The organism is Halodurantibacterium flavum, from assembly GCF_042681825.1.
GTDB classification, from domain to species: Bacteria; Pseudomonadota; Alphaproteobacteria; order Rhodobacterales; family Rhodobacteraceae; genus Halodurantibacterium; species Halodurantibacterium flavum.
The window spans coordinates 126,905-153,549 of record NZ_JBHUGH010000001.1; the positions used below are offsets into that span (position 1 = coordinate 126,905).

The 26,645-nt window shown below is 61.6% G+C and carries 21 protein-coding genes; 12 read left to right on the forward strand and 9 right to left on the reverse strand.

The features are described 5' to 3' along the window. Positions 1-132 precede the first annotated feature (132 nt). From ACFSGJ_RS00595 to ACFSGJ_RS00610, 4 genes are all read right to left on the reverse strand, one after another. Positions 133-759, reverse strand: a complete 627-nt coding sequence (locus ACFSGJ_RS00595; protein WP_390258566.1) for an FMN-dependent NADH-azoreductase — start codon at positions 757-759, stop codon at positions 133-135. A gap of 350 nt (positions 760-1,109) precedes the next feature. Beyond that, positions 1,110-1,814, reverse strand: a complete 705-nt coding sequence (locus tag ACFSGJ_RS00600; RefSeq protein ID WP_390258568.1) for a glutamine amidotransferase — start codon at positions 1,812-1,814, stop codon at positions 1,110-1,112. Further along, positions 1,811-2,839: a homoserine dehydrogenase gene (locus tag ACFSGJ_RS00605; protein WP_390258570.1), complete on the reverse strand. Its 1,029-nt coding sequence runs from the start codon at positions 2,837-2,839 to the stop codon at positions 1,811-1,813. The genes ACFSGJ_RS00600 and ACFSGJ_RS00605 overlap by 4 nt, the downstream gene beginning before the upstream one ends. Positions 2,840-3,465: 626 nt before the next feature. Then, positions 3,466-4,431: an alpha/beta fold hydrolase gene (locus tag ACFSGJ_RS00610; RefSeq protein WP_465262119.1), complete on the reverse strand. Its 966-nt coding sequence runs from the start codon at positions 4,429-4,431 to the stop codon at positions 3,466-3,468. Between the two features lie 338 nt (positions 4,432-4,769). Here ACFSGJ_RS00610 and ACFSGJ_RS00615 point away from each other — a divergent pair, with 338 nt between their 5' ends. From ACFSGJ_RS00615 to ACFSGJ_RS00640, 6 genes are all read left to right on the forward strand, one after another. Next, on the forward strand, positions 4,770-6,209 hold the full coding sequence (locus ACFSGJ_RS00615; RefSeq protein ID WP_390258941.1) for a catalase: 1,440 nt from the start codon (positions 4,770-4,772) through the stop codon (positions 6,207-6,209). 886 nt (positions 6,210-7,095) lie between these two features. Continuing rightward, positions 7,096-8,328 carry a glycosyltransferase family protein gene (locus tag ACFSGJ_RS00620; protein WP_390258572.1) on the forward strand — a complete coding sequence of 411 codons (1,233 nt, stop codon included), beginning with the start codon at positions 7,096-7,098 and terminating at the stop codon, positions 8,326-8,328. Further along, complete coding sequence (locus ACFSGJ_RS00625) at positions 8,325-9,563, forward strand: glycosyltransferase family 4 protein (protein ID WP_390258574.1); 1,239 nt, start codon at positions 8,325-8,327, stop codon at positions 9,561-9,563. Before ACFSGJ_RS00620 ends, ACFSGJ_RS00625 begins: the two co-directional genes overlap by 4 nt. After that, positions 9,563-10,717: a glycosyltransferase family protein gene (locus ACFSGJ_RS00630; RefSeq protein ID WP_390258575.1), complete on the forward strand. Its 1,155-nt coding sequence runs from the start codon at positions 9,563-9,565 to the stop codon at positions 10,715-10,717. The genes ACFSGJ_RS00625 and ACFSGJ_RS00630 overlap by 1 nt, the downstream gene beginning before the upstream one ends. A gap of 71 nt (positions 10,718-10,788) precedes the next feature. Next, positions 10,789-13,557: an ABC transporter transmembrane domain-containing protein gene (locus ACFSGJ_RS00635; RefSeq protein ID WP_390258577.1), complete on the forward strand. Its 2,769-nt coding sequence runs from the start codon at positions 10,789-10,791 to the stop codon at positions 13,555-13,557. Between the two features lie 23 nt (positions 13,558-13,580). Then, on the forward strand, positions 13,581-14,003 hold the full coding sequence (locus tag ACFSGJ_RS00640) for a cyclic nucleotide-binding domain-containing protein (RefSeq protein ID WP_390258579.1): 423 nt from the start codon (positions 13,581-13,583) through the stop codon (positions 14,001-14,003). Positions 14,004-14,140: 137 nt separating this feature from the next. Here ACFSGJ_RS00640 and ACFSGJ_RS00645 read toward each other — a convergent pair whose 3' ends face one another. Together ACFSGJ_RS00645 and ACFSGJ_RS00650 are read right to left on the reverse strand one after the other, a co-directional pair. Continuing rightward, entirely contained in the window at positions 14,141-15,226 is a 1,086-nt protein-coding gene (locus ACFSGJ_RS00645; RefSeq protein WP_390258581.1) for a glycosyltransferase family 4 protein, read from the reverse strand. Beyond that, positions 15,223-15,915 (reverse strand): hypothetical protein, encoded by a 693-nt coding sequence (locus ACFSGJ_RS00650; RefSeq protein WP_390258583.1) that lies wholly within the window; start codon positions 15,913-15,915, stop codon positions 15,223-15,225. The genes ACFSGJ_RS00645 and ACFSGJ_RS00650 overlap by 4 nt, the downstream gene beginning before the upstream one ends. 609 nt (positions 15,916-16,524) lie before the next feature. Here ACFSGJ_RS00650 and ACFSGJ_RS00655 point away from each other — a divergent pair. Continuing rightward, positions 16,525-17,118, forward strand: a complete 594-nt coding sequence (locus ACFSGJ_RS00655; RefSeq protein ID WP_390258585.1) for a histidine phosphatase family protein — start codon at positions 16,525-16,527, stop codon at positions 17,116-17,118. Here the strand turns inward: ACFSGJ_RS00655 and ACFSGJ_RS00660 are convergent, their stop codons facing one another. The 3 genes from ACFSGJ_RS00660 to ACFSGJ_RS00670 all read right to left on the reverse strand — a co-directional run bounded on the left by ACFSGJ_RS00660 (position 17,119) and on the right by ACFSGJ_RS00670 (position 20,954). Further along, the gene (locus ACFSGJ_RS00660) at positions 17,119-18,066 is read right to left on the reverse strand and encodes a glycosyltransferase family 32 protein (RefSeq protein WP_390258587.1); all 948 of its coding nucleotides are present in this window, start codon (positions 18,064-18,066) and stop codon (positions 17,119-17,121) included. 552 nt (positions 18,067-18,618) lie between these two features. Then, the gene (locus ACFSGJ_RS00665; RefSeq protein ID WP_390258590.1) at positions 18,619-19,176 is read right to left on the reverse strand and encodes an NADPH-dependent FMN reductase; all 558 of its coding nucleotides are present in this window, start codon (positions 19,174-19,176) and stop codon (positions 18,619-18,621) included. Next, positions 19,176-20,954 (reverse strand): monovalent cation:proton antiporter-2 (CPA2) family protein, encoded by a 1,779-nt coding sequence (locus tag ACFSGJ_RS00670; RefSeq protein ID WP_390258592.1) that lies wholly within the window; start codon positions 20,952-20,954, stop codon positions 19,176-19,178. The genes ACFSGJ_RS00665 and ACFSGJ_RS00670 overlap by 1 nt, the downstream gene beginning before the upstream one ends. A gap of 844 nt (positions 20,955-21,798) precedes the next feature. On the opposite strand from ACFSGJ_RS00670, the gene ACFSGJ_RS00675 reads away from it, so the two are divergent. The 5 genes from ACFSGJ_RS00675 (at position 21,799) to ACFSGJ_RS00695 (ending at position 26,635) form a co-directional block, all read left to right on the forward strand. Continuing rightward, positions 21,799-22,599 (forward strand): alpha/beta hydrolase, encoded by an 801-nt coding sequence (locus ACFSGJ_RS00675; RefSeq protein WP_390258595.1) that lies wholly within the window; start codon positions 21,799-21,801, stop codon positions 22,597-22,599. A gap of 108 nt (positions 22,600-22,707) precedes the next feature. Next, the gene (locus ACFSGJ_RS00680; protein WP_390258597.1) at positions 22,708-23,391 is read left to right on the forward strand and encodes a glutathione S-transferase family protein; all 684 of its coding nucleotides are present in this window, start codon (positions 22,708-22,710) and stop codon (positions 23,389-23,391) included. Beyond that, the gene (locus ACFSGJ_RS00685; protein WP_390258599.1) at positions 23,388-24,977 is read left to right on the forward strand and encodes a VOC family protein; all 1,590 of its coding nucleotides are present in this window, start codon (positions 23,388-23,390) and stop codon (positions 24,975-24,977) included. The genes ACFSGJ_RS00680 and ACFSGJ_RS00685 overlap by 4 nt, the downstream gene beginning before the upstream one ends. Positions 24,978-25,325: 348 nt before the next feature. Next, positions 25,326-25,925, forward strand: coding sequence for an NAD(P)H:quinone oxidoreductase (wrbA, locus tag ACFSGJ_RS00690; RefSeq protein ID WP_390258601.1), 600 nt, complete (start codon positions 25,326-25,328; stop codon positions 25,923-25,925). Positions 25,926-25,948: 23 nt separating this feature from the next. After that, complete coding sequence (locus tag ACFSGJ_RS00695; protein WP_390258604.1) at positions 25,949-26,635, forward strand: hydrolase; 687 nt, start codon at positions 25,949-25,951, stop codon at positions 26,633-26,635. Positions 26,636-26,645: the final 10 nt, after the last annotated feature.

Consider the following 26,645-nt stretch of genomic DNA (forward strand, 5'->3'; position numbering starts at 1 on the left):
GACGATAAAAATCATGAGGGGCGGCCCGGGGTATCCACCGGCCGCCCTCTGAGTTGCATATTGCCGTTCGGGGCAAGTCAGATTGACCCGGATGATCGCATCGGAGTCGACCGAAAGCTTGATCGGTTCCCTCTAGTGCAGCCGCGACATCATGCGAGCCGTGATGCCATCGATCTCCGACTTGGCAGTCACGATACCGGCGTCGCGGGCTTCGGGACCGTAGCCGATACGTTCCGCGTGGGCGAAGGCCACGTCTTTGATGCCGATGAAGCCAAGAAGCTGCCGCATATAGGGTTCCTGGAAATCGATTGGCTTTGTCGGTCCTTCGGTATAAACGCCCCCGCGCGTTTGAATCACGATCGCGCGTTTTCCGCCGATCAAGCCCTTCGGGCCATCCTCGCCATAGGCAAAGGTCACGCGCGGTCGCAGCACGTGATCGAACCACGCGCGGAGCGATGTCGGCACACTCCAGTTATACATCGGCACGCCGAAGACAATGACGTCACTGGCGCGCAGTTCCTCGATCAGTTGATCCGATAGCGCCTGTGCCGCCATCTCATCAGGCGTAGTCGCGACCCCCCTGATGCCTGCGACCGTAGCCGGCGTCAGATGAGGAATGGGGCCATAGCCGAGATCGCGCTGCACCACGATGTTATCCGGATCGGATTCCAGCAGACGCTTAACTGCGTAATCTACGAGGGAGCGGGATACAGACGTGTCGCCTGAGACGCTGCTATTCACTACGAGGATTCTGCGCACGATATTCTCCTGAAATACAATTCATCTATAGGAATAGGCTTGCCCGGCAGGCGACCGTAGCGTCAAAATCGGGGAGCTCTGTCGCGGAAACAGGAACAGGTACATGCGGCATGTTGAGCGACTTTGGTAATACCTCGGCATGTTGATCTCTTTCAGTTATTCGCCGTTTTAGTGCCATGTTCAGGAAACAAATATCTCCGAGAATATTGCGCCTGATGGGCCCTATGATCGGCAGTTGCTTGAACTCGTTCTTTCAGCGGCAATCCCGGGTCCGCATCAGCCGCCCGACGCGCCGCATCAGCTCTGACCCCTGCCAGCCGAGACGCAAGGCTTGCCGGGCCCCGAAGAGCTCAGCGTTCGATCTGCGCGAGCCAGCCGCGCAGGACTCGCGCGTTGGCGGCCTCGAGGCCCTTCCCATAAAGCTGCGCGTCGCGGCGTAGCGCGACAGGACTGATGTTCGCAGTCGACAGTTCGCTGGCATGACCCAGAAGCCAGTGTTCGAACCGGGCCACAGCTACCTCGGGGTGAAACTGGAGACCAAGAATGTTCGGGCCGCGAGAGAACGCCTGGTTCCGGCAGATCGTGGTGGACGCCAGAAGCTCGCATCCATCCGGCAGGTCGAATGTATCTCCATGCCAATGCAGAACCGGAACCCCTTGGAGCGCGGCAAGGGGATTCTGACCTGAGGATGCTGTCAGTTCGAGGGTAGACCAGCCAATCTCCTTGCGGGGCCCCGGATAGACCGGGGCACCGAGGGCCGCCGCCATGAGTTGTGCGCCGAGGCAGATGCCCATGGTCGGCCGGTTCGCGGCGAGGCGAGCCTTCAGCAAGTCAATTTCCTTGCTTACCACCGGGTAGGTATCGGCGTCGTTGACACCTATCGGTCCACCCAGCACCACAAGAAGGTCGGCCGCGAGCGGATCTATTGCCGAGGGATCACGGTCTGCGACGTCCAGATATTCTATGTCGTAACCCGCCTCGTGCAGAATAGCCTCAGAGCTTCCGAGATCCTCGAAGTGGACGTGGCGAATGGCTTGCAGGCTAAGCCGGGTCATGATGATTGCCCTTTTGTTGGTGCGCGTGCGCTGCTCCTTGCGGCCAGGATGTGCTCGAGATCTTTCAGGGCGGCGGCGGCCGTTGCGAGCGGCTCGCGACCAGATCCAATCGCGACCGTTTCCCCCATGGCGTCGGTGACAATGCGGATTGCCTTGTCCTTCCCCCGGACATTCGCAAGAGGATCGGCGAGCGGATAGGTTATGATGCCGACGCTGGCTTCGAATGTGTCGTTCGTGCGGACAAGACTGCCGACGAGTTTCGGGACCACGCCTTCTGCCCGCCATGCCTCCAGGCGCGCTCGTGTCACCGACTGAATGCCTTCGACGCGAAGGTTGTCCATCGTCAGGTCCGCGCCAAGTCCGAAGTTGGCGAGGATAAGGAGCTTGCAGGCGGTATCCCAGCCCTCGGTATCGTTGCGGGGATCAGCCTCGGCAAATCCGCCTTGCTGCGCTTCACTCAGCGCCGTCTCGAAGTCGATGCCCTTCGTCATCATGGCATCCAGCAAGTAGTTGGTCGTCGCGTTCAGAATGCCCTCGACTCCAAGCACTTCACAGCCCTTCAGACTGTGCTCCACAAGATCGATCGTCGGCAAGGCTGCCGCGGCTGCGCCGCTAAGCTTCAGCATCGCACCAGTGTCATTTGCCAGCACGAGCAGCTGTTTTCCGCTATGGACCAATGCCCCTTTCGAGATGACGATCGTGTCCCTGCCCGCCGACAGTGCCGAACGGATATAGGCAAGGCCCGGTCCGCCGGTGCGAAAATCGCTCGGTCCCGCTTCGATCAGGATGTCGGCGCCACTTGCCTCGATGAAGGCCGGTCCTGATTGCCCCGGTTCAAGTGCACCCAGTCGGTCAGCTTCAAGGCCTCCGGCGTCAAGCAGCCCGGCCCGTGATCCGCAGACGGCGACAAGACGGACATCCGCCCCGTAAAGCTGGCGATAGCGCGCGCGGCGGCCAAGGAGCAGGTTTGCCGTGGCGCGACCGACGCCTCCGAAACCTGCGATGGCGATTCTGAAAGTCTCCATGCGTCTTGTTCTTTCAAATCCTGGGTCATGGCCAGTGTGTCGCGGGTCCTCACGGCGCTTGCCGGCCCTCTGTCAGTAACCGCCAGCCCGCCCGCCAATAAGGCACCTGCGACATGGCGCGCTGTCGCTTGACGGGCGGTCCGGGCAATGGCCTGCCATAGGTCCTCGGCGCAAAGCCGCCCGCATCGGCAAGATGCGCCTGCGCGTCGCAAAGCTCGCGTTTGCAGGGGCGCGGCCCCGCATGCGTCAGAGGCGGGGCCGCGGCGGCGCCAAACCACAGGCAGGGGGGATGATGCCCGCGGAGCAGCCTTGCGGATCCGGATCGCTGAAGTAGTCGAGAACCGTTTCCAGCCGCACTTTTGCTGCGCCGGTCCGTCAAGTCATCGCAAACCGGTCGGATAAAGAGCATCACCGGACCCGTCTGCGGCCTTTTGACAGCGCATCGCGCATGTCTCGAAGACGCCGCGCTCCGGTGCTACAGCGGGGACGGAACCGGGCGAGTCCGAGGCTATAATTCTATAGCTGCCGACAAGCTTCGACATTCTGTCCCGCGCTGATGACGTCTTGCGGAGCTAAACCCGCAAGACATCTTGGGTTGCTTCGTGCCCAGTGACCAGGGCGCTACGTCACGCGGCAACGAAGGAAAGCAGGTCCGGGTTCACCACATCCGGATGCGTGGCAAACAGGCCGTGTGAAAGTCCGGGATAGCTCTTGAGCGTTCCGTCTCGGACAAGCTTCATCGCCTTGTGTGCCGAATTCTCGATCGGAACGATCTGATCGTCTTCGCCATGCACGAACAATACCGGCACGTTAAGTGCAGTCAGATCGTCGGTGAAATCGGTCTCAGAGAAAGCAGCAACGCAATCGTAATGTGCCTTTGCGCCACCGGCCATCCCCTGACGCCACCAGTTATTGATCAGACCCTGGCTGACTGTGGCGCCATCCCTGTTGAAGCCGTAGAAAGGCCCACTCGGAAGATCAAGGAAGAACTGCGCCCTGTTCGCCACAAGCGCTGACCGGATGCCATCGAATACCTCCATCGGTATCCCGTCCGGGTTCTTGTCGGACTGCACCATCACGGGCGGTACCGCACCGATCAGTATGACCTTGGCGACCCGCCCAGGCTCGGCGCGGGCAGCATAGCGGGCCGCCTCGCCGCCACCTGTCGAATGTCCGATATGGACGACATCGCGCAGATCGAGGGCCTTCACGATCTCCGCCACGTCGGCGGCATAGGTATCCATCTCATTGCCTGTATCGGTCTGGTCCGACCGACCATGACCACGTCGGTCATGCGCTATCACCCGATAGCCTTCGGCAAGAAAGAACAACATCTGGTTGTCCCAGTCGTCGGAACTCAGAGGCCACCCGTGATGAAACATGACCGGTTGCGCATCTTTCGGGCCCCAGTCCTTGTAGAATAGACGCGTGCCATCTGCGGTAGTTATCGTTGCCATTGCAAAATCTCCTGTGGGATAAGGTTGGGCGAGACCGGGGAGGGGAAGAATGAGCGCCGCTCCGAACGCGCCGGCTGAACTGAGCACCGCGCGCCGAGTGAGGGCTGACTGAATCAAGCCATTGATGGAATGCATTTGCGATCCTTTCGTCATACAAGGATCGTAAAGCTCTGCCCGGGCGCGTTGCTCTCTCGATCCGATCCAAGACTAAGAAGGATCACGAACAACCGCGACGCATGGGCTGCTGCAAAGGTGCCGATCTTGCGCCCTACTACCGCCGGCGGTCATTTCCTGGCACTGGCCGCCTCCGCCAATCCCCAGAAAACATATCGCAAGATTTGCATCACCGCAGCAGGTGGAGCGACGTGCATCTGCGCGAACCCGCTAAGGTTGTTCTTGACATGTCCGTCAACCGACACATGGCAGAAACTGCGCAGAAAGGACCGAAGATGCGTGAGGAAGAGCATCGGAGCATGCCGTTGACAACAACTGCAGGTGCGACAGTGGGCGACAATCAGGCCAGTCTGACAGCCGGTGAACGTGGACCGATCCTGATACAGGATTGGCAACTGATCGAGAAGTTGGCCCATCAGAACCGCGAACGTATCCCGGAGCGCATCGTCCATGCAAAGGGTTGGGGCGCGCATGGAGTTTTGCGGATCACGGGAGACATCTCGCATCTGACCTGTGCACGCGTGTTGCAACCGGGCGCCAGGACCCGGATGATCGCGCGCTTTTCCACCGTTGCGGGGGAAATGGGCGCTGCCGATCATGAGCGGGATGTTCGCGGCTTCGCCCTCAAGTTCTACACCGAGGAGGGCAACTGGGATCTGGTCGGCAACAACACGCCGGTTTTCTTCGTCCGCGACCCACTCAAGTTTCCCGACTTCATTCATACTCAAAAGCGTCATCCGCGCACCAATCTGCGGTCGCCAACGGCCATGTGGGATTTCTGGTCGCTTTCCCCTGAAAGCCTGCATCAGGTGACCATTCTCTTTTCGGATCGCGGACTTCCCGTCAGCCCCATGCACATGAACGGATACGGAGGCCACGCGTATAGTCTCTGGAATGACAAGGGCGAACGTGTGTGGGTCAAGTTCCATTTCAAGACCCGGCAAGGGCACCGCCATTACACCAATGCTCAGGCGCAAGAGGTCGTGGGGCGAACCCGCGAAGGATATCAGGAAGCATTGTTCGGCTCGATCGAGGCGGGGATTTTCCCGCAATGGATCATGCAGGTCCAGATCATGACACATGAACAGGCGGCTGCAGTTCCGTTCAATCCTTTCGATATCACCAAGGTCTGGCCACACGCCGGTTTTCCGCTGATCGAAGTCGGCGTGCTGGAACTCAACCGTAATCCTCGAAACTATTTTGCCGAGGTTGAACAACTTGCTTTCAGCCCGTCGAACGTCGTGCGCGGCATCGGTCATTCACCGGACAGGATGCTACAGGGCCGGATATTTGCCTACGCAGATGCCCATCGCTACCGGCTTGGAACGCATTATGAAGCACTTCCCGTCAACCGGCCGCTCTGCCCCGTGCATCATTACCACAAGGACGGTGCGATGCGCTTTTTTGACAACCTGTCCAATCCTGACGCGTATTACGAACCGAACAGCTTCAGCGGTCCGAAAGAGGACGGATCGTTCATCGAGCCTCCGCTGGATCTGCATGGCCCTGCCTTCCGGTTCGATCTCCGAGAAGGCAATGACGATTTCAGCCAACCCCGTGCCCTATTCACGCTTTTCGACTGCGGGCAAAAGGCTCGATTGTTCGCGAACATCGCGGCGGCCATGACGGATGTTCCCGCCGGGATCGTTGAGCGGCAGCTTGGGCTCTTTTCGCAAGTTCACCCTGATTACGGTGCCGGCGTGTGCGCCGCACTGGATGCCATCGACCCACCGTTCTAATCGATACTACTGCTATCGGGCATGTCCACGATCCAGCCGGCACCTGGTAATCCGAATTCGGAATGTCCGTTCTGGCGGCGCCCTGCGCCGCGATCATCCCCACGCGTGACGCAGGTTTCGGAACACCGCTTCGTCGAGAACGGCGAGCTTTTCCGCTGATTCATGACGATCCCCGGTGTCGGTCCGGCGACATGGCAGGTTCGCAGCTTCCGTCACTGGCCGATTTCCGAGCAGGTGCTCAGGGTGGGGGGCCACCGAAGGCAGAAGACCGCAAAATCGGCACCAAGTCGGCAGCTTCTGCATCGCCGCGGCCAACACCGATTGCTAAGGTTCGATCAACTTGCCACAGCTTCCCTGCAGCCAGGAGGACGAGACCTTGACCTTTTGCAGCGGCCTGTCATCCCTTGTTCAGCCCGCAGGCGAAAGTCCGGTCTTGTTCGACCAGCTGCCCTGCCAGGACGCGATCGTGATGAAACGCCATCCGGATATCAAGGTCAGCGCATCAGCGGCGCTGGCGGGTGCACCCCTGTTCAGACCACACGAACCGGCCGTTCGGCACATGGCCCCGGAAGGGGTGGTTCTCGTCTCGGGGCAACATGGTCGTTCGCCTCCTTGCCTGCGGCAGCATTTTCCGGCGAGAGCAGCAATTGCTGAGCGCCCCGAAATAGGCATTCCCTCTGCTCGCTCCGGCTGAACGCGAAAGCAACAAGGGCGCTGAAATGTGCCCTGCTCATGAAGCTGGTGGATGTTGTCGAACTTATGGATATAGCTTGCGAGCGACGGTCGGAAATTTGAGCAATCGTCGGTCAAAGATCAATTTTAGCGGAACCCGGCCGGTCATCTCTGACGGATTAGCTGCCGGTTCCACCTTTTCCGAGAAGGCAGAATGACTGTGGCTCATTTCGAGAAGACTCGCGTGATGATGTACAGCCACGATACATTCGGGCTGGGGCATCTGCGTCGATGCCGCGAAATCGCTCATGCACTTGTTGCTGCGTATCGCGGCCTGTCTGTCATGATCGTCTCTGGGGCTCCGATCGCGGGCGCGTTCGACTATCGTGCCAGGGTCGACTTCATGAAGGTGCCAAGCATCATCAAGCTGCGCAACGGCGAGTACCAGTCGATGGCCCAGCATGTATCGCTGGAGGAAACGCTGCGGGTGCGGCGGACGTTGATCCGCAACGCGGCAGAAGCGCTCCGGCCCGACATATTCATCACTGACAAGGAACCTCTCGGCCTGCGGGGCGAGCTGGAAGACACCCTGTGCTATCTCAAGGCGCAGGGTACGCATCTGGTTCTCGGATTGCGCGACGTCATGGATGCACCCGATCTTCTTGCCGCCGAATGGGCCCGCCGCAACATCCTGAACAAGATCGATCTCTACTACGACAATATCTGGGTCTATGGGCCGAAGGGCTTTTACGACCCCCTTGTGGGGCTGGATCTGCCTCCGGGATTAAGCCATCGCATGCGGTACACGGGCTTCTTGCGCCGGGATCGCACCAAGATCGACGATGCGAGCGAGCGTCTTGGCCGAGGTTATGTCCTTGTCACGCCAGGCGGCGGCGGTGATGGAATGAACCTGATCCGGGCCGTCTTGGGCGCACATAGCCAGGATCCCGATCTCCCGCGTACTGTTGTGGTGCTCGGCCCGTATATGGCTGCCAAGGATCGCGCTGAGCTTTTGCAGCAGGCCTGGGGACTGCGGGCGATCGAGATCATGGACTTCGACAACCGGATGGAAGATATCATCGCCAACGCCTCGGCCGTCGTCGCTATGGGCGGCTACAATACCTTCTGCGAAATCCTCAGCTTTGACCGGCCGGCGCTGCTGGTCCCGCGCACGCAGCCCCGAATGGAGCAAGCCATCCGTGCGGATCGCGCCGCCGCCCTGGGTCTTGTTCAACGGCTTCCCGCTGAACGGGCAGCCATTCCTACAGAGATGGCTGCCGCGCTCAGATCTCTCGGAAAGGCCGCGCGACCCTCCGAGGCAACCGCGGCTGTCGCGGCCGGGCTCGCAAGCCTTGACGGGCGAGAACGGATTGTCGCTGACGTGGGGGAATGGCTCGAGCAGCGCCGGCGAAACGATCTTCATCCCTTGCGGATCGCCAATTCATGATCCGTGATCGCCTGCTGGTCGTCGTTGTCAAAGGCTACCCGCGCCTCTCGGAAACCTTTATCGCCCAGGAGCTTCTCGGGCTGGAGCGAGCGGGACTTCGACTTCGCATCGTCTCGTTGCGAAATCCAACCGACACGAAGCGCCACCCCATCCACGAGGAGACGGCAGCGCCGGTCGACTATCTGCCAGAGTATCTCTATCTGCAGCCCATCCGGGTTCTGCGGGGTCTCATGGCTGGCATCCGGCGACGCGGGTTCTGGGAGACGCTCCCCACCTTTCTGCGTGACCTGGTGCGGGATCCATCTGCAAACAGGGGACGGCGCTTTGGACAGGCATTGGTGATGGCGGCCGAGTTGCCGCCGGGTCCGGTCTGGATTCACGCACATTTTGCCCATACTCCGGCTTCGGTTGCCCGTTACGCGGCGATGATGCGGGGGCTCCCGTTCACCATGTCTGCGCATGCCAAGGACATCTGGACAACACCGGACTGGGATCTGCAAGAAAAGTTGGCTTCAGCCGACTGGACGGTAACCTGCACCGCGGTCGGCCATGACCGCCTTGCCAAACTTGCACCGGAGGCGAGCGTGCATCTCGTCTATCACGGGCTGGATCTGTCGCGTTTCGGTGTGCCATCCGATGCGAGACCTGCACGCGACGGCCTTGATCCGTTGAATCCGGTTCGTCTGCTCTCCGTGGGCCGCGCCGTTCGCAAGAAGGGGCTAGACATACTCATCGAAGCGCTGGCCCGCTTGCCCGGGGACCTGAACTGGAATCTGGTTCACATCGGCTCGGGCCCGGAGCTGGAGAAACTTCAGGCGAAGGCGGCGCGGCTAGGGCTGGCCGATCGCGTGTCGCACTGGGGCGCGCGCGCCCAGCACGAGGTCCTCGACGCCTATCGCAAGGCGGATGTATTCGTCCTCGCCAGCCGGCAGACCGGAGACGGAGACCGCGACGGTCTGCCGAACGTCATCGTCGAAGCCGCGAGTCAGGCCTTGCCGGCAGTTGCCAGCGATATTTCGGGAATCCCCGAGTTCATAGACGACGGGCAGACCGGCTTGCTCGTACCCCCCGAAGATCCCGCCGCACTGGCAGAAGCCCTGTCGCGGATGATTGCGGACCCCTCGCTGAGAAAACGGCTAGGACAGGCGGCAAGCGAGCGTGTGGTTCGGGATTTCGACCACTCTCCGGGGATCGCGCGGCTCACGGCCCTGTTCAGAACCAGTTGGAGCAGATGATGCCCACCTCGCCCTGCATCCTGTTTTACGTTCAGCATCTCCTGGGCGTAGGACATCTGGCACGCACGAGCCGTATTGCGGCCGCCACGGCGGCACAAGGTGGTCGGGTGGTCATGGTCACCGGCGGGCGAGCTGTGCCGGGCTTTCCAGGTGAAGGTATCGAGACGGTAACGCTGCCTCCCCTTCAAGCCGCAGGGGGAAGCTTTGCGGGGCTCGCCGACGAGAACGGTGAGCTTGTGACGCAGGACTACCTCGATCGGCGGCGCGATCTGCTGCTGGCCACGCTGGCAAGCGTGGCACCGGACGTCGTCGTCACAGAGGCATTCCCCTTCGGTCGACGCCAGATGCGGTTCGAGCTTTTGCCGCTGCTGCATGCGATTTCGCTCCAGCGTCCCCGACCCCTCCTCTGTGCGTCGATCCGGGACATTCTGCAGGTGAAAAAGCGGCCCGAGCGCGCGGCCGAGACGGTCGAACTCATCCAGCAGCACTACGATCATGTTCTTGTTCACGGCGACCCCGAGTTCGTCAACCTAGCCGAGAGTTTTCCCCTCGTGGACAGCATCGCGTCACGTGTGACCTATACGGGGCTTGTGGCGCCGCCGCGCGTTGTCCCGTCGAGCGAAGGCTTTGACGTCGTCGTGTCGGCAGGTGGCGGCGCGTTCGGCGAGGGCGTAGCAATGGCCGCGCTGGCAGCCGCACGCCACCTCCCCTCGCTGCGCTTTTGCATTATCGCCGGCCCAAACCTTCCCGAGCAGGTGCGCGACAAGCTGAAGAACGGGGCGGCACACCTTCCTGACGGACAAGTCACCGTCGAAACATTTCGGAAGGACTTTGCATCCTTGCTCGCCGCATCGCGCCTGTCGGTGTCGCAGGCCGGCTACAACACGGTATGCGACATCCTGCGTGCGGGCTGCCGGTCGGTGCTGATCCCCTATGCGGATCAGGGTGAGACCGAGCAATCCGTCCGTGCAGGACGGCTGGCCGCGGCCAGGCGTGCGCTCGTATTGCCGGAGTCGGACCTTGACGGGCTTGCATTGGCGACCGCGATCCGGCAGGCTCTGGACGGTGCCGAACCGGCAAGTCTGGAGCCAGACCTGAATGGCGCACAGCGGACTGCTGATCTTCTGTGCAGCTTTGCCCGGGGCGTAGCGTGAAACGCTCCTCCGCTGTGACCGGAACAACCTGGCGTTCCCGCGGACGGAGGCCGGGAGATGGTCAGCGATCCGTGACAGAGACCAGTCTGCTCCGCTACATCTGGACCCATACCCGGCGCGAGCAGATCGTGATCCTTCTTGTGGTCGCGATCTCCATGATCCCTTACTTTGTTGCATTGAACCTGCCAAAGCAGATCGTCAACGGACCGCTGCAAGGGCAGGGATTCGAACAGCCAGGCGACACCCAGGCGTTCCTGCAGCTGGCCCCGAACCTCCACTTCCTGGGCACGATCCGCATCTTCGAAGGCTTCCAGCTGGACCGGGTTCAGCTGCTGGTGGCGCTATGCCTTTCGTTTCTCGCCCTCGTCCTGGTTAACGGGCTGTTCAAGTACTACATCAACCTGGCAAAGGGGCGGATGGGCGAGCGGCTTCTGCGTCGGTTCCGTTTCGAGTTGCTCGACCGGGTCCTTCGCTTTCCCCCGGAACGCTTTCGCCAGACCAAGGCTGGCGAAGTCTCCAGCATGATCAAGGACGAGGCGGAGCCTCTGGGGGGTTTCTCAGGCGATGCGTTCGTTCAACCCGCTCTGCTGGGGGGGCAGGCGCTGACGGCCCTGACCTTCATCTTCATCCAGCACTTCTGGCTGGGCGTGGTTGCCATGGTCATGGCCGTGGTTCAGGTTGCGATCATCCTGCGGATGCGCAGAAGATTGCTGATCCTCAATCGCAGACGCCAGCTCACGGCCCGCGAGCTTGCAGGCCACGTCACCGAGGTCGTCAACAGAATTCACGCCGTCCACGTCAATGATGCCAGCAACTGGGAGCGGGCAAACGTTGCCGCGCGACTGGGGCGGATCTACGGGATCCGCTATGACATCTACCGGTGGAAATTCCTGGTGAAGTTCTTCAACAACTTCATCGCAAAGCTGACGCCCTTCCTGTTCTATTTGTTTGGCGGCTATCTCACGATCCAGGGCTCAATGGATCTGGGGCAGCTCATTGCCGTGATAAACGCCTACAGGGAACTTCCCGGACCTCTGAAGGAATTGATCGACTGGGACCTTGCGCGGCAGGACACTCAGGTCAGATACGACCAGGTCATGGAGCAATTCCAGGACGAAGGCCTGATAGATCCGCTACGACAGGACATGGACGCCACCACACCGGAAGGCCCCCTGCTGCCTCTGGTTCTGGAGCATGTCTCCGTCAAGAGCGATCTGGGCAACATGCTGCTTGATGATATCTGCTTCGAGATCCCGGGCGGAGAGACTGTGGCGCTGGTCGGGGATTCACGGAGCGGCGCGACGCAGATAGGTGAACTTGTCACGGGCTTGGTCACGCCGTCATTCGGTCATGTCGCGCTTGGCAGCGAAAGGCTGGATAACCTCCCAGAGCGGGTGACGGGGCGCGCCATCGGATATGTGTCGGGGAGCCCGAACCTGCTGCCAGGAACAATCCTGGAGAACACTCTCTACGGGCTGAGGCAAAGACCGAACCCGCGATCAAACGACGAGGGTACGACGTCACAGGACCCGCAGGAATGGGATGTGCGCGAGGCGCGGCGGACGGGCAATCCTGTCTTCGACAAGAACGCGGATTGGATTGACTATGGCTCCGTTCAGCCACCGTCCGAAAAGAAGGATCTTCTCGAGGCGGCGCTCCGGGTCATGCAGGCGGTGGAGTTTGACGGCGACCTGATCACAATTGCGGCCTTCAGCAAGGCGGATCTGGCATTGCAGCCGACCATCAGTGACGGTGTGCTTCAGATGCGGCGCGCGGTCCGTCAGCGTCTTCAGGAAAACAACCTCTCCAAGGCAATGCTGTCCTTCGAGCGGGAAAAATACAACGACCAGTCGACAATCGGCGAGAACCTGCTGTTCGGGCTGCCCACGGATCCCAAGCGATCGATCGATCCGATCGTCCAGCATCCGTTCTTCCGTGACATACTCATCGACCTCGGGCTGGCGGCGCCGCTCTTCGATCTTGGCTGGAGCTTTGCGCGCGTCACGCTTGACCTTTTCGCGGAGGCAGGAGGCAATCCTGACCTGCTGAGATGGCTGGCGCACGTCACCCCCGAGGACCTGCCGGTTCTGGAGCAGGTTCTCGCACGCACCAGTCTCGGTGGCTTGGCGGCCGCACAGATTGAGGATCGCGTTAGTCTCATCCGTCTGGCAATGCGCTACGTTGAACCGAACCATCGAATGAATCTTCTTTCGGCCGACTTGCGCGAGCGGCTGGTCGTCGCGCGCAACCAGTTGGACCAGCAGATGCCGGAGGAGCTTCGGGGGCTGCTTCAACCATACTGCCCCAACAGCTACATGCGCGGCGCGTCGCTGGTCGACAACGTGCTGTTCGGGAAGATTGACCGACGCGTCGGCAACGCGGAAGAGCGCATCACCGAAATCGTCCAGGCGGTCTTTCGGGACTTCATGGCGGCAGACAAGGCGTTGCGGGACGGGATCCTCGGCCTTGGACTGGCATACGACATTGGCGTGAACGGGCAGCGACTGTCGCAGCTGCAGCGACAGAAGCTTGCATTGGCGCGCGTGCTGCTTCGCCGCTCCGCGCTCTACGTGTTCGACGAGCCTCTGGCCGGTATCGACCCGGCCTATCAAGAGCGCCTGATGCAAGGGATATTGCAGCTCCTGGGGGATCAGCCCGATCCACCCGCCGTGATCTGGATCCTTGCCAATGCGGCCTTGGCCCACCACTTCTCCAGAACAATATTGTTTTCCGGAGGGAAGATCGTCTCAGACACCGGCGGCGCCGGATCGAGACAGGTGACGACACAAGAATCCGATTTAGATTGTGACTATGAGCCATCAGCCAAACGCGGTGCCTGAACTGCAGAGAAAGGGGTCCTGGGATGCTGCTCAACGAAGAAGTCAACTTGCTGCGCCACTTGCCGATATTTCAGGGAATCGACCTGGGGCTCCTCAAGCTGTTGTGCCTTTCTTCGCCCCGGCGCAGCTTCGCCCAAGGCGACGTGTTGTTTCGCGAAGGCGAACCCAGTTCTGGTGCCTATGTCATTCTGTCCGGTTCAGTCGAGATTCGACGGGCGGCTCATGATCGGCATACGGTGAAGACCGGCAGCAACGCAGGAGCCGCGATCGTCGGGCAATCGTCCCTGCTGCGCGACACGTTTCGCCTGGCGACGGTCGTCGCTCTTACCGACGTCGAGGCGCTGCACATCAATGGAGACTGCTTCCTTCAGTTGGTGACGAGCTGCGCCAAAAGCAGTGCGCGCACGATGCACGCGCTGAATGCTCAGTCGCCCGAGCAGGACTAGCGACGCAGCGCCAAGGCATCGGGCAGCGCCAGCGCGTTTGGGTAGATCGGCAAGCGACACAGCCGTAAGCCATCCATATTCGCACCGCCCGGCCTGCCGCTGCACGATCCGCCGGAACGCGCTCGGCCTCGCCTTGTTCAGTGTATCGCACCCCTTGCGAACTTCAATCCCTCCGAAAGAACCGATGCCGCGCGCTCGATCCCATGCTCGTCGCGAACGCGGAGTTGAGCCGCACGGCCCATCCGGTTGCGCAGCCCGTCATCAGTTAGCAACCTCTCCACGTCACGCGCCAACGACAGCAAGTCACCTTCTTTCGAGAGAAGCCCGGACGTCCCGTGTTCCACAACCTCGGGGACGCCTGCGGTAGCCCAGGCAACAACCGGAAGTCCTGCGGCTTGTGCCTCCAGATATGCCATACCATATGCTTCGGCACAGCCGGGCCATACAAAGAACGACGAGCGCACAAGCAGTTGCCGGACGGCCTCTGCTGTCAACTGGCCCAGCCAATCCACCCGGCCGGAAGGGAACATCTTGCGCACCTGCTCGGCTTGGGGGCCGTCACCTGCGACTGCGAGCCGCCAATCAATGCGCTCCGGCAAAAGCGACAGCGCGGCGGCAAGGGCTGTGTAACTGCGCATCTTGTCACCGTCGCGCATCATGGCGACGGTCACCATGGGTCCGGTTCTGGTGGCCGTCGATTGTTCGCGGTTGATGTCCAGGAATGGCCGCAAGCGCATGATCCGCGCCGAGGGTTCATTCTCCAGGATGCCCGCTTGATCCCGTGCCGTCATCGCAAAGTTCACCGCCGCTGCCCGCACCGACGACCTGACCATTGCCTGTGTGGTGCCCCATATACCGTTCGACCGGCGCCTCGACAGGGAAGCTTCTGCACTCGCCCATGGCAGATCGAACTGACGGCAAAGCTCGGGCCCAAGAAGGTCGGGAGATTTATAGTAGGGATGATAGCAGAACCACAGGTCCGGCCGCTGTCCCTTTTGCCAACTCGCGGCTATCCGGGCGCGCTCGGCGACAGCGGCGGCTTCTGCCCGCTCCAGCCCCCTATGGTCAGACGCGTCTGGCAGGTAAACGCGCAGGTCCGACTCCAGTCGGACCGAATGCCCTGCCTGCGTAAGTGCGTCCATCAGCAACCGGGCTACCGCTCGGTCCCCCGACGGCACCGCGTGGCCGGGCGGCTTGAGAGGTGCATAGAATGCGATCTTCATTTGGTCGCGTCGCAAGTCGTGACCGGGGGAGGGGGAGCGCCGGTGTAATCGGAGGATCCGATGATGTCGTCGATAAAGAGGGTGCAGGTGTCACGAGCGCCGCCACCGTGAGGGGCTGAATTCAGGTACTTCTGATCGCCCGCCCACGCATAGGTATGCCCGATCCAGCCGCCGCGCGTCGTGATCACATCGCCGTTCGAGCTATTTGCTCCAACCGTTGTGTAGGCGACGTCCGTGCGCAGATGCAGGGCAGGGACGAGGAAATCATCCTCTGTGCTCAGGCCGATCTCTCTCCTCGATTGCGTCATGACGCCGCGATGGTTGTTGCTTGGCGAGTAGGTATCGAAGCGCATCGAAAATCCGTCACAAACTGCTGGGTCATGGGGGGCGCCCAAAGCGGGCTTCCCCCGAATCTCTGCCCGTTCGCCGCATCCTTCCTCATCTGGCACGCGAAAGCGATGGACCGTCAACTGCAACGCGCCGTCCCCTTCACGCATGATGTCGGAATGGGCGTTTGCGCGCTGCGCCGGACCCTCCGCCACGGGCGCGTCTGCGAGTGCAGGTGACGCAGCACCGAAGCAGAACGTCAGCATGGCAAGTCGGCGCAGGATCCGGCCCGGTCGCGGCTGGGCGCGGTCGCTCTTGAGGCTCGTGAGTGGCGCGGCGGCGAGGTTTTCATTCGTCAGCAAAGCTGTTCCCTCAAGAAGAAGTTGCAGTCGGGTCCGCCCCACCCACTGGAGGAGCACCGCCGGCCTCGGACCTGTCCGAGCGAGAACGGGATGCAGGAGGCGAGGCGCATACCTGTTTCGGATCACGGATCGCGGGCATTGCACGTTCAGCTTAGCGCGCGGCGGCCTTTTTTGCGGCGCCGCGATTGCTGGCCCGGTGCATCGCTTGCGATCAACCACGCACCGCACGAGTGCGGTCTCTCAGATTGGAACGGAAGCCAGGACATATGGCCGAACAACGAAGCAGTCGCGGCACACGCCCATCTTCGGTTCCGGCTGCGACAGTCTTTGGAGCCCTGGATCGACCGATCACCCCCAGCGTGCCGCCGCGCGGATCGCGATCCCTGGCCTTCAAGGGGACGAGGCCGTCACGGCGGTCAGCCTCCCAGAGGCCCGTCGTGATGCAGGAAAAGGTCAAGGCTCATTCATCGGCGCGATCCGTCTTGCCGTTGCCGCGCGCGGGATACGCAGACAGGAGCAGAGGCGCGACGGCTGACTCTCCTCGTTCCAAAGATTAGAAGTTGATAGACATTCCAAGGCGATGAATGAACATTCCGCATGAGGTGAACCATGATTTTTCTTCTGCGCCACGGTCAGACGGAGTATAATGTCGAGGGACGTTATCAGGGCGCGAAAGACTCACCGTTGACGCGGCTTGGTCAGCAGCAGGCCAACGTAAACGGCAAACTTCTGTCTTTGTATGCTCCGTCAGCTCAACTGTGGTGCAGTCCGCTTCCACGGGCTGTGGAAACGGCTCGGCTCATCTCCGCATATCTTCCGACGGCTCACCTGCGGCTGGAACCCCGCCTGCGGGAGGTTTCTCTGGGGCAGTGGGAGGGCCTCACGCGTGCGGCGGTCAAACGGGAATGGCCGGAACTGCGCAAGGCCCATCCACATAGGGAATGGCTGTTTCACGCGCCCGGCGGGGAAAGACTGGAGTCGGTAACCGTCCGCCTTCGGGGAGTGCTTGAGGATGCCGCCGCCATGTCTGACAAACATGCCGTGGTCCTGGTCAGCCACAGCATTGTCGGGCGGGTGCTCCGCGGTCTTCATGCTGGGCTGCCGCTGTCGCGAGCGCTGACGCTGGAGGCACCGCAGGACGTCGTGCTCCGGCTCGAGCCGGGCGGCGTGATCTCCGAGCTGATGCCGCCACAGATCCAGTGATCACCAGCTTTTCCAAGCGATCAGAAGACCGGATGACCCCTTCAGGTTGGAGGCAAGATGCTCAACCTCGGCCAGCGACGCACCCCACGGCAGCCGCGCCGCGACCAGAGCAGGGTCCAGCACACTGACAGGACCTTGGCGTGCGGCGTATGTAAAAGGAAGTGGCCCGGTCGTCCACCAGGCAGGTCCATCGCCAATTCGTTCCGCCACCTTGGGGAGTGCAGCCAGCAATTCCGTCATGACCGGGTGATGACGCGGCGCGGCCAGCAATGCGTTCGAGAGAAGCAGGCTCTGGCCCAGAACCGAACGCGGCGCAGGTTCCGCCAGGGCGGACAATCCCGTAGCGGGAATGACCGCGGCGGGGGGCAGATCAAGACGAGCCGGATACCAGTCGCAGTCCAGATAGAGCCCGCCCATTTGCTGCAGGACGTGATAACGCGCGACGTCTACCGCGCCCGGCATATCGCCCGCGAGCCACATCGCTTGCCACAAAGGGCCTTTGAAGACCCCGATCTCCTCCAGGTCCTTCTCTCGCCACAATCGGTATTCCCAACCATGCCGTTCTGCCCACCGCGCCCAGGCCGCGCAGGCTGGCGGGGGCTCACCCCCGACCCAGATCTGATGCACCAACTCCGGAACAGGCGCCGAAGCCGCCCGCACAAGCGCCGCCCGACCAGCCGTGTCCGTCGCGAAGATGTCCTCCAGCAGGTCGGCTTTGGGTACAGCGTAGGTTTGCAGTCCGGCCACCTGCGCTGGCGTTCCTGTGCGTTTGGCCAGCGAAAGTTGAGCGGAGTGCAGTTTTCGTGGCAGACCAAGCGCGGTCCGGGTTCCCACGTCACTATGCGCCACATCTGCGGCAAGGGCGGCCAATGCAGCTTCCGCCTCGGCTGCCGAGTCCAAGGCAAGTGCTGCCGAGATCTTGGCAGCGAGTTCACGCTTGACGTTCATTGAACCTGAGCCATCCGAGCGCACGCCATACGTCTTTCTCCTGGAATGTCGAGCCTGCCACCCGTCCACTGGCCCTCCGGCGGGGGATTAGCGCAGCATGTTCGCCCCACGCCCCTGGCGATGCCAAAGCAGTTGCCCAATGCACCGGAAAGGATCAGGAGACGATCCGATGCATAAAGACGCTCCACAAGCAGGCGCGTCAAGGCAGCTGTTGATCGGCGTCGTGCCCTCGGATCTCTTGCTTCGTACCGCTTCAGGATCCCGCTGCCGGAAGCTGCCGCTCGCCTACCATAGGATGACTTCGTCACGACAAACGCAATCGCGATCGTGCCGTGGGAACCAGACGAAATACATCCCCACCCCCGGCGGCGCGAACAAGAATTGCACGGACCATGGGCAAGAACGCTTCTTGCAAAACGTCCGCCCCTGACGTTGGCCTCCCCGAGACCCAACCTTGTTTTTTCGAATTACGCGGTCCCCACCCGTATCTGCGGTAAAAAGGTCCCGCCATGAACCGAGAGGCCGGCGCACCGAAATAGTCCGGCCGCTGCGTCACGCGTTGCTCTGGAGTCCGCGCGAGCAGAACCCTTCGATGAAGGCTGCCAGGCGATCTCGGCTGCCTTTGTCGATCAGGTTCCCATCGCCATCGAACAAATCACCCGCTCGCGATACCATCAGTCGTCCCTCGGCCCAGAAATTGACCTTGAGAGTTCGTAGAACGGGCAGCCAGTGATCCTGCGCCATCATTGTGCCGAACCCCCCTGGCGATGCGCCGATCACCGCAACCGGCTTTCCAACCCACATCTGCAGGCCCGGCCCGCGCGACATCCAGTCGATGGCGTTCTTGAACACGCCCGGAATGCCATTGTTGTATTCCGGTGTGACCAGCAGCACCCCGTCTGCGGCCTTGAGTTGTGCCTGAAGCGTCCTGACGGCAGGCGGCAGGCCGGATGCCTGTTCCAGATCCCCATCATAGAGCGGCACATCGCGGATCGAGCCGATCTCCAAAGCTACGCCGTCGGGCACCAGCTCGGCTGCAGCGCGCAGCATGCCTGCATTGAACGACGCACGCCGCAGGCTTCCGTTGAGCCCAAGGATCGTTTTCGCCATCATGTATTTCCCTTCAATGCTGGTTTCCTCGGGATCAGGGGTTCCGGCACCGGTGCGATCAGCAGATTGTCGCGCCCAGACATGAAATCGCCCTGAACCTGCTCGGTCAGCCGCTGCCTGTCTCGGCGTCGGATCTCTTCCAGCGCGTCGGTCACCAAAGCCTCGTCCAGCCCGAGGCGGCGCAGGCTCTCGGCGCCCATGAGCAGGGCAGACTCAAACGTTTCCCGGATCTCGTAATCCACGCCTGCGCGGATCAGTTCTATTGAATGGCCGCGGTCAAAGCTGCGCGCCAGCAACGCGGCGTTCGGAAACTCCTGCTGAACAAGTCGGGTGATGGCGGTGGCGGCGCGGCGGTCGTCCACGCAGATCATGATCACCTGCGCCTGCGCCGCGCCCGCACTCTGAAGTATGTCAAGGCGCGTCCCGTCGCCGTAGTAGACCTTGAAGCCGAAGCGCGCAGCTTCGCGGATGGCGTCAGGGCTGTTCTCGATCACCGAAACCTGCGCGCCCCGCGCCAGCAGCACCTGCAGGGCGATCTGCCCGAAACGGCCAATGCCGATCACAAGTATCTGCCCGCGCAGCCCATCCACGGCCTCGATGTCGTCCAGCGCGGCATCCGGTGCGCGCAGCAGACGGTCGGAGGCCAGCAGGATCAGGGGCGTCATCGCCATGGAAAGGATGACGACGGTCGAGAAGATCGCATTTTCACGAGCATCGATAACCCCCCCGGCAAGGGCGGCGGTGTAAAGGACAAAGGCAAACTCGCCGCCTTGCGCAAACATCACGGTGCGACGCAGCGAGGTGAGACTGGTCCCGCCGAACATCCGCGCCGTGGCATAGATTGCGACCGCCTTTACCAGCACATAAACCACCAGCATGGCGAGCAGCAGCGGCCATTCCGCGGCAACGACGGCGAGGTTCAGCGACATGCCGACCGCCAAAAAGAAAAGCCCCATCAACAAGCCCTTGAATGGCTCGACGTCGCTCTCGATCTGGTGGCGGTAGCTCGAGCCAGACAGCAAAACTCCGGCCAGAAACGCGCCCATCGCCATCGACAGGCCCACGGTCTCCATGAGGAGTGCGGCCCCAAGCACGACCAGAAGCGCCCCGGCAGTCAGCACCTCGCGGGCACGGGCGCGCGCAAGAAGGGCGAAGAACGGATCAAGGAACCAACGCCCTGCCACCAGAAGCACCGCCAGTCCGGCGAGGGCCGTCGCCAGGGCGGTGAGGCCGCCTTGGCCTTGCCCGACCGGCGAGAGGAAGGCAACAACCGCCAGCAAAGGCACGATCAGAAGATCCTCGAACAACAGGATCGAAACGGATCTCTGTCCCTCCGGGCTGGCGAGTTCGCCGCGGTCCTGCAAGGTAGACATGATCACAGCGGTAGAGGACAAGACGAACCCTGCACCCGCGATGAAGGCCGTGACCGGCGCCAGCGCGAACACCGCGACACCTGCAAGGGCTAGAAGAGCGATCGCGAGGCTCACCTGGGCGAGGCCCAGTCCGAAGATCTGCCCCCGCAGCGCCCATAGCTTTTGCGGACGCAGTTCAAGCCCGATGACGAACAGAAACATCACCACGCCCAGTTCCGCGACATGCAGGATCGTTTCGGGATCAGTGAACAGCCCCAGCACGGATGGTCCCACCAGCGCCCCGGCGGCAAAATACCCCAACACCGAACCGAGCCCGAGACGCCGGAACAGCGGAACGGCAACTACCCCCGCTCCCATCAGCACCACCACCGAGCCTATGATCGGGCCTACACCTTCTGCGGCCATTTGCTCTTTACCTCCAGGTTAATTTGCCGTGCGTTACGCACACGCAACCTTGGGCCACCCGATTACCTGCGCGGCTGGCCAACGGTGCGCTCGCTCCATCGAATCCAAGCTTTCCTCATTCGCCGCGTGGTGCAGCACAAGAGACGGTGGCATGGAAAATGCCGTGTATCGCCTCAACCGGTTCTTCCATCGCAAAGCCCTGTCGTCGGTCACCAGTACGGAAAGAGAGCCTCCTTGCCCGTCAGATCAAAGGCTCGGGCCATAATACCATGTGACCTCGCCGGACTGGGGATGCGCCGAGTGATCAACTACCGATGCGCGTGGCGCTGGTTGCGGACACTTTCCTCGTCCATGTCACTGACACGCGCCCGCTTTACGGTCAAGGAGCCGGTTTGTGTCTTCTGCGGCCTCCTGGCGGGAAGACAGCAAGATCGGCACCAATACGGCAGCTTGCGCGCCGCGGGGCTCGGACAGACGCGTTAGAACTTGACCAACACAGCTACTTTCCAACGCCAATTCATGACCGCATCCCATCCCCGCCGTGCAGCGCACCCTTGGTTGGCATTATCGTTGAAAATTGTGAGGCGCCTGATTTCGGAACGTCAAATCAACTGATTTCTGCCCGCCGTTCGGTCACACGGTTTCCGCGGGATGAGGCCGTATCGGTCGTGACAGGAACTCGGAACGAATGAGTTCACCCGCGATGTTCCGCTAAGCCGCGGACGTTGCGGCGACTGCTCAACGTTTCACCTGCCGGGCAACAGCCACGGATCTGTCGTGGCCAAAGCAATCAACATGTGACGGTGCCAGTAAAACCCGCACCGCTGGAAAAAGGAGAATTACTGTGACAAATACCCTGAAAAGTATTGCGGCTGCGGCAGTCGCGGGCAGCGTCGGTTTTGGTGCAAGCGCTGAACCTGCCCGAAACATCGTTCTTGTGCACGGTGCGTTTGCTGACGGATCAGGTTGGCGCGGCGTGTATGATGAACTGACCTCTCGCGGATATACGGTCAACATCGTGCAGAATCCGCTGACGTCATTTGCGGACGATGTCGCGGCGACCCGCAGGGTGCTGAACCGCCAGGACGGCCCGGTCATTCTTGTTGGCCACTCGTACGGAGGCAGCGTCATCACCGAGGCGGGCACCGATCCGCTGGTGGTGGGCCTGGTCTATGTTGCAGCTTTCGCGCCCGAGATCGGCCAGTCGACACTTGACCAATATGCCGAGATCCCGCCGCCGCCGAATTTCGTGCCGGAAGAGCAGTCGGACGGTTTTGCCTATCTGAATGCCGACCACTTCCGCGACGGGTTCGCCGCTGATACCAATGAGGCCGATGCCGCATTCTTGCGCGATGCGCAGGTTCCGATCGCGATGGCCGCACTCTCGGCCCCTGTCACCGTCGCCGCCTGGCAGAGCAAGCCGAGCTGGTACATCGTTGCGACCGAGGACGGTGCGATCGCTCCGGAACTTCTCCGTAGCACGGCCCGGCGTATCGGTGCAGACACAACCGAGATTCCGGGTAGCCATGTCGTCTTTCTGACGCAGCCGAAGGCGGTCGCCGATGTGATCGATGCAGCGGCAAGGGGCGCCGCCGACAGTATGCCACGCGCCGAAACCGTCGGGACGCAGATCCCTTCGGAATGATCCGGAAGCGTTATCCGGCCTGCGCAGGAACGCGGATCAGGCGTGGCCAAGCGCAGGCTAATTCACACAGACCCGCGACGCACTGCAGAAAAAGTGCCGCGAGAAAAGATGCAACTGTATGATCGGTCGTGCCGCTTCCGATTGCAGTGTCGAGTAATAGGGACTCAAGAAACTATGCCAACGCTCTTCTACGCTGTCGGCGCCTGTTCATTGGCGCCACATGTCGCTCTCGAATGGATCGGTGCGCCGTATGAGGCCGTCAGGGTGCAATACGGCTCCGAAGAGCTTCTTGCTGTGAATCCGGCGGGCGCCGTGCCGGTTCTTCGCGAAGACGATGGCTGGACGTTGTCCCAGGCCGGTGCCATCCTTGATTATCTAGCACTCAAACACCCTGAGGCGCGACTGGGCGGCGGGGATGGGCTCCGTGACAAGGCCGAGGCGCACCGCTGGTCGGCCTTCCTTACGTCGGATGTTCACGCCTCTTTCTGGCCGATCTTCATGCCCTTCCGCTACACGACTGACAGCAGCCAAACGGCCCGTCAGGCGGTGGTTGCGGCGGGTCACAAGCTGGTCGAAAAGCAGTTCGATGTTCTGAACCGTCATCTTGACGGTCGGGAATACATCCTTGGCGATCGCTCGGTTATCGATGCCTACTCGTTCCCGATGATCCGATGGGCGGTCAGGGTGCTGCCGGACGGCTTGACCAAGTATCCCCATGTTCAGGCGCTGCATGACCGGATTGCTGCCGATCCGGCAGTGCAGAGAGTCCTGGCGCGAGAGGGGAGCAAGTGAGCGACAGCGGCCCCACCCGCGGGACGAGCGGCATTCACCATGTGACCGGTATCACCGGCAACGTGCAGGCCAATGTCGACTTCTATGCCGGCTTTCTGGGCCTCAAGCTGGTCAAGCAGACAGCTGGCTATGCCGATGACGAACAGTTGCACCTTGTGTATGGTGACAACGTCGGGTCTCCCGGCTCTCTACTGACCTTTCTGGTGTGGGAGGCGACGGGTCGTGGCAGGACTGGCCTTGGGCAAGTCCTGGAAGTGTCGCTTGCCATCCCGCCCCATTCCGTGGCCGACTGGCTGACAAAGGCTCTCATGGCCAAAATCAGCTTTGAAGGACCGTCACGCGAGTTCGGAGAGCCGGTGCTGCGGCTGAAGGATCCGGATGGCATGACGGTGAAACTGGTCGGGGTCGACATGCCGACTGCGGCTCCTCTTGCGGATGCACCGCTCAGGCTGCGCGGGGTCACCCTGCTGTCGGAGCAGGCCGCACTGACCGCGGAGTTCATCACGCGCTTCGGCTACAGGTATGGCGAGCGGGAGGGCACGACACAGCGTATGGTTTCCGACACCGACGCCGTGGACGTCCGGGGGCTTTCGGGTTTTGTGCCGTCCGTGCCCGGAGCCGGCGTCCCGGACCATGTGGCGTTTCGCGCGCAGGATGCCGGGGCAGTGCAGACCATGCGGCAATCGCTTAAGGACCATGGACCGACAGAAGTCCACGACAGGAGGTACTTCCTGTCGCTCTATGTGCGCGATCCTGCCGGGATCCTGCTTGAATATGCGACCGATGGACCTGGGATGGCCGTCGACGAAGCGCCCGATGATCTTGGCCGGACGTTGCAGATGCCACCGGGCGAACGTACCCGCGCCGAGGATATCAAGGCGTTGCTGCCGCAGTTCTCGATGCCGGGCGAAGAACGGTTTCCGGCCCGCGATCTGCCTTTTGTCCACCGCTTTAACCGCCCGGACGACCCGGACGGGACGACATTGGTATTGCTCCACGGGACCGGCGGGAACGAAGCCGACCTTCTGCCTGTCGCGCGCCGCATGGCACCGCGCGCAACTCTGTTGGGGGTGCGGGGCAGGGCCGCCGAGGCGGGAACAAACCAGTGGTTCAGCCGCGTCGGTTTCCTGAGCGCCGACCAGGAGGATCTGCGCCGCGAAGCTGATGCCTTTGCCGCTTTTGTCGATGGCGCTGTGGCCGGTTACGGGTTGGACCCGAACAAACTGGCCTTTATCGGCTATTCCAACGGAGCAACGTTTCTGGCTGCCGTCCTCCGGCTTCATCCGGGCGTCCTGCGCCGCGTCATTCTGCTCCGCGGCAGGGAAGTCCTTCAGGATGCCGAAGATGTGGATCTGGCCGGGGCGCGTGTGTTGACACTTGCGGGCCAACACGACTTCCTGGCCGACAAAAAGTCGGCGTTGGCAGAAAGCCTTGGGGCGCGCGGTGCCGCGATCGAAGCCCGGGTCCTTCCCGTCGGTCACGATATTTCAGACGCGGATGTCAAAGAGGCCGGCCAATGGCTCCGGCAGCATCTTGCGGGGGGAGTCGGAGGCTCGGTGCCCGATGCTTCTGGTTCGGGCAAATGACAAGCACCTTCGTGCCGAAGAACGCATTCTGGATGCCTCTCGACCTCAAGCGGACGAGAAGGGGGCATCGCCCCTGCCTGATCGGAAACGTAAATCAAATCACGGCATGGGCGCGTCGCCTTTGCGCGAAGGTTCTGCCCGGCCGGCCGTCGCCGTTATCCGGTTACGCGCCGCCGGAAGGCAGCAAGATCAGCACCACGGCAGCAGCTTGCGCGCCGCAGAAATCGGGGCGTCGCAGTAGGGTCTGAGCAGCGCAGCCGGTTGATCGCAGCCGGTTGATCGACGGGCGCGACCTGACGCGAAACCGATCGTCAGATCAGACCACTCGGAACTGAAAAGGATGAATTGATGACCAAAGTTCTTGTTCTTTATTACTCCTCCTATGGGCATGTCGAAGCATTGAGCGCGGCAGTGGCCAAGGGTGCTGCAGACATTGCCGGTACGGAAGTTACCGTCTTGCGCGTCCCGGAAATCATGACATCGGAGGCCGCAACCGCCGCTGGCTTCAAGACGGACCAGGCCGCAAGAATTGCCACGCCCGATGAACTGGCGGACTACGATGCGATCATCTTCGGGACGCCGACCAGGTTTGGAAACATGGCCTCGCAGATGCGCAGCTTTCTTGATCAGACCGGCAAGCTCTGGATGCAAGGCAAACTGATCGGCAAAGTAGGCTCTGTCTTCACCTCTACCGGGACCGGCGGCGGCGGCGAGACGACGATCACCTCGTTCTGGCACACGCTCGCCCACCACGGGATGGTTATCACCGGGCTGCCTTATTCCAGCGGCGAATTGACTGTTACCAACGAGGTCCGTGGAGGTTCTCCCTATGGCGCGGCGACCATTGCCGGGGCGGATGGTTCACGCATGCCCAGCGAAATCGAACTGAAGCTGGCCGCGGATCAGGGTCGCCATGTGGCCTCGCTGGCCGCCAAGCTCAGCAAATGAAGCAAAGATCAGGAGAAGCAAAAATGTCGAAGCTCGACGTACTGACGCCGCAGAATTCCCAACTCATCTTTATCGACCATCAGCCGCAAATGGCTTTCGGCGTACAGTCCATCGACAGACAGACGCTGAAGAACAACACGGTCGGCCTGGCCAAGGCTGCGCGCATCTTTGACATCCCGACGATCATCACGACGGTCGAGACCGATGGCTTTTCCGGGCACACCTATCCGGAACTGCTGGATGTCTTCCCCGATGCCCCGCTGCTGGAGCGGACGTCGATGAATTCCTGGGATGACCGGAAGGTCCGTGACGCCCTGGCGAAGAATGCGGCCGAAGGGCGCAAGAAGGTGGTTGTCGCGGGTCTCTGGACCGAAGTTTGCAACACCACCTTTGCGCTCAGCTGCCTCGCGGATACCGACTATGAGATCTACATGGTGGCCGATGCTTCGGGCGGCACCACGCTGGAGGCCCATAACCGTGCCATGGACCGTATGGTGCAGGTCGGCGTGGTGCCGATGACCTGGCAACAGGTGCTGCTGGAGTGGCAGCGTGACTGGGCGCGCAAGGAAACCTACAATGCGGTGGTCTCACTGGTCATGGAGCATTCGGGGGCTTACGGCATGGGCATCGATTATGCCGTAACCATGGTTCACAAGGGTCAGCAGCGAACACGCCATACCGGAGAGCGGCTCGATCCTGTCAGCGCATGACAGCACGCCG